Source organism: Bartonella sp. AC329YNZD (genome assembly GCF_042196685.1).
GTDB lineage: Bacteria > Pseudomonadota > Alphaproteobacteria > Rhizobiales > Rhizobiaceae > Bartonella.
This window is the reverse complement of sequence record NZ_JBHIQS010000051.1, coordinates 1-3,305: the sequence shown is the minus strand read 5'-3', so window position 1 is coordinate 3,305 and position 3,305 is coordinate 1. Positions and strand designations below refer to the sequence as shown.

The window sequence follows — 3,305 nt, the reverse complement described above, 5'->3', positions numbered from 1 at the left end:
TACGTTTTTTGATTTTCGCATTTACCTCATCTATCAAAGGTTCACAACTCAATACACTTCTTGGCAAATCACCCCCATAAACCCACGCTTTCACTTGAGCCTTGGTACTGTAATCAACTTTGTTAGGCATATCATGATACTGACCACCATCGAATTCCTCATATTCTCTTGATCCATCTTCGTATTCATAGAGATTGTAAAAATACTCTGCTACCCCTAATCCCCATGGTGTATATCCAACCGCTGTTGCAACGAACTTTTTTTGCATAGGCTGTTTACGTTTTTTTAAAAACATTTGGTTTAATATCCCCTATCTAAATCCATAACTTTACCAATGGGTTTATTTGCCTTAAAATGTACCGTACAGAAGCATTTTTAATTTCAATGTGGTTTTATCATAAAATCTTTAAATCGCTCTGTACGGTGCCTTTCTGTCAATTTAAACGCATATCTAATCCAATATGAATACCAAACTTCACTAATTTGCTATTTATCTTCAATCCCTTTTAAAACCTCTTTAAGCTCTTTTTTTAGCTCTTCCATGCGCTCTAATGATATCGCCAGCTTTTGATCTGTGGCTTTAATCTCCGGCTTTTCAAGGTTCTTGAGAATGCGATTGGCTTGGTAGCGAATATCGCTTTCAAGTTTTGCGCAATAACGATAAAAATCTGCTGTTGACGGCATAAAGGTTGCGTTTAAACCCTCGGCTTTGCCTTTCAAAGCGTTCTTTGTTGCTGTTTGCAATATCCAACTGCTTATGCCTTCAAGAGCGTAAAAATACGCAAGTGCTGTCGCTTTCTCATCTGATCCCATGGGGCTCTTAAGTCCATTTGAAAGGACAAGATACGTTGTTTGAATTTCTTCTTCGGTTGCTTTCTTTTCAAGCTTTTGAAACGCATCATGGACTAATGAAGTAATTCTCTCCGCTTCTGCAATCAATGGCTTTTGCCCCGTTTTCCAATGGAATGGTGGTTCGGTTGTCATCCTCGAATAGAAATTTGTACACACTATCTGAATTTTTGATATTGGACATGTGCTGTGCAACGCGATAACTCCATCCACGCTGCTGTACTGTTTTTTCATTGCTTGGCTTTCCATAAATTTTTCCTTTCTGTAAATCTTCAATTGCCTTGCGTACCCAGTTGCGCCATGTTGCTTGCCAATCCGTTTTGCATGCGTCCTTACCTGCCTTGGCATTCCAATAATCTCTAAATTTTGCGATTTCGACTTTCACTCGCTCTGGAGGAAAGCCCTCTTCGATTGCAAAATCGTAATCGGGTTCAAAATCCGCAGGCAATCGACAGCCTCTATCGACTTTAACCCGCTTGGCTTTTTTCGGAACGTTTTCTTGCTCGTGAATGGGAGGTTGGTTGTCTGATGATGTTGCGATTTGATCTTCTTGGCTTTCAATCGCATCAACCTCGATTGGCTCGTAAACCAAATCGGTTGTTTCTAAATCTTCAAATTCAGTTTCTTTTTTTGATAAAACGATAGTTTTATTTTTTTTATTATATATGTTATTGTTATTGTGCATTTCCAAGCATTGCTCATGCATTGCACGTGCATCATCATTACTTTTATCTTTGTTTTTATCCCATCTAGCTTTTGCTGCTTTTGATGCCTTTTCTGAAGATTTTTCTAAATTCTCATTGCAATTTAGTAACTCTTCTTCAACTTGTGCACTCCATAAATTTCCATTTTCCAAGCGGATAATTAATTTTTTTCGAATGAGTTTTTCTAATGATTTTTTAAAAGTTTGTACTGAACAGCCAACAGCACGTGCTAAAACAGAGGCATCATCATAAAGAGGTTCACAAGTTCTATACATAAAAGCAGTGAGTGTACTATAAGTGGCTTTTTCTGCTGCATCAGTGCCAGCAAAGTCCATAATCCACTCTTGATAAAAATTACGTACCCAAGGTAATTTATTTGCCATAATTACCCTCCTGCTCTTCAATAAAAGCTGCTTCTTTTAATTCCTCTTCAACCTGTAAACTCCACAAGCGACCATCTGCTAAACGAATGAGATATCCTTCTTCAAGCAAAACATTCAGTGCCGCTTCAAACTTCTTCACTGAATAACCAGTGTAATGAGATAAAACTTTAATATTATAAAAAAGAGGTTCACCAGTACGCAACATACGTAACCGTAATCGCATATAGATATTGCCCTCTACAGCAGGCAAATAATCAACAACTATTGCCCACTGGTCTGCAAACAGCCTCGTCCATGGCAACTTAGTTGACATACTTCACCTCCCCTTCTTCATTATTATTGCAAGTGAAATTATCTAGCTCTTCAGTGACGTTTTTGAGTTCTTTTTCAACTTCTGAATTCCACAACCCACCATTGTCTAAACGTATGATGAAGCCACCTTCAATCAAGGAATTCAAAGCTGCTTCAAACTCTTCTACTGGATAACCAACCCAAAAAGCTAATACCGTTAAGTCCTTTAAAATAGGTTCACCAGTATGGAGCATTAGAAGTCGCAACATGACATAGATACATTTCTCGGTCGGCGACAAAAAACCAAGAGTAAGAAGCCATCTGTCTGCAAAAAGCCTCGTCCATGGCAACTTAGTTGACATGTATTGCCTCCTCTCTTTTCTTACTCCACCTTGCTAAAGCTGCTTTCGAAGCTCTCTCTGAAAATTTGCTAATGCTATAATCAAAAGCTAGTGACTTATGCCATAAGCACCCATTCTCTAAACGCGTAATATGATCCGTGCTTATTAAAGTCTCTAAGGTCTTTTGAAACGTTCTTATTGAACACCCACACCAACTTGATAAATAAGACGCATTATTTATAAGAGGCGCTTTCCTATCATTCATTAGCAACACAAGTGTTGTATAAACAGCCTTCTCGGTCGCTTTTAATCCCATAAGATCTTTTAAAAACTGATCTGTACTAAATTTTACAAACGCCACTTTATTATTGGACATCATTTGAGATCTCCCTTTCTTTAACTAAATGTAAAATTGCTAAAGCATCTGCTTCATTATCATCACATGGCTTGTGTCCTTTAATACACATTGCCTCTATCATCTCTTCTTTCGACGCATTCCCCTTCCCCGTCGTCGCTTTCTTAATAGTACTTACCGGTATCCCCTCATACGGTATCTGATGATGTTCACACCACGCCGTTAATGTTGCTAATAAACCACCGTAAACATGCGCTGCATCCGTGCCAACATGACGCCTCACCTCCTCAAAATACACCGCGTCAATTTGACCTGCTGTCTGCTTTATTTCTGATAGCCATTGTTTAAAACGCAAGTAACGCATTCCACCGCCTTCAAAACG

Annotated in this window: 7 protein-coding genes; all 7 read right to left on the bottom strand. The window is 38.7% G+C overall.

Features of this window, described 5'->3' with window-relative positions:
• Positions 1–295: hypothetical protein (locus tag ACFIMW_RS08945; protein ID WP_375608848.1), on the bottom strand; the 295-nt coding region annotated here is incomplete at its 3' end.
• A 191-nt stretch (positions 296–486) separates the two neighbouring features.
• Positions 487–939, bottom strand: coding sequence for a hypothetical protein (locus tag ACFIMW_RS08940; protein WP_375608849.1), 453 nt, complete (start codon positions 937–939; stop codon positions 487–489).
• Positions 899–1,936, bottom strand: a complete 1,038-nt coding sequence (locus tag ACFIMW_RS08935) for a DUF1376 domain-containing protein (RefSeq protein ID WP_375608850.1) — start codon at positions 1,934–1,936, stop codon at positions 899–901. The genes ACFIMW_RS08940 and ACFIMW_RS08935 overlap by 41 nt, the downstream gene beginning before the upstream one ends.
• Entirely contained in the window at positions 1,926–2,249 is a 324-nt protein-coding gene (locus ACFIMW_RS08930; RefSeq protein ID WP_375608851.1) for a DUF1376 domain-containing protein, read from the bottom strand. The genes ACFIMW_RS08935 and ACFIMW_RS08930 overlap by 11 nt, the downstream gene beginning before the upstream one ends.
• Positions 2,239–2,589, bottom strand: a complete 351-nt coding sequence (locus tag ACFIMW_RS08925; protein WP_375608852.1) for a DUF1376 domain-containing protein — start codon at positions 2,587–2,589, stop codon at positions 2,239–2,241. The genes ACFIMW_RS08930 and ACFIMW_RS08925 overlap by 11 nt, the downstream gene beginning before the upstream one ends.
• The gene (locus ACFIMW_RS08920) at positions 2,579–2,944 is read right to left on the bottom strand and encodes a DUF1376 domain-containing protein (RefSeq protein WP_375640198.1); all 366 of its coding nucleotides are present in this window, start codon (positions 2,942–2,944) and stop codon (positions 2,579–2,581) included. The genes ACFIMW_RS08925 and ACFIMW_RS08920 overlap by 11 nt, the downstream gene beginning before the upstream one ends.
• Positions 2,934–3,305, bottom strand: a 372-nt coding sequence (locus ACFIMW_RS08915) for a crossover junction endodeoxyribonuclease RuvC (protein ID WP_375608854.1), incomplete at its 5' end; no start/stop codon positions are given. The genes ACFIMW_RS08915 and ACFIMW_RS08920, both read right to left, overlap by 11 nt.

Bases quoted from the DNA above. Each gene is read 5' to 3' on its own strand.
- ACFIMW_RS08920 (WP_375640198.1), bottom strand. From the start codon at position 2,944: ATGTCCAATAATAAAGTGGCGTTTGTAAAATTTAGTACAGATCAGTTT.
- ACFIMW_RS08925 (WP_375608852.1), bottom strand. From the start codon at position 2,589: ATGTCAACTAAGTTGCCATGGACGAGGCTTTTTGCAGACAGATGGCTT.
- ACFIMW_RS08935 (WP_375608850.1), bottom strand. From the start codon at position 1,936: ATGGCAAATAAATTACCTTGGGTACGTAATTTTTATCAAGAGTGGATT.
- ACFIMW_RS08930 (WP_375608851.1), bottom strand. From the start codon at position 2,249: ATGTCAACTAAGTTGCCATGGACGAGGCTGTTTGCAGACCAGTGGGCA.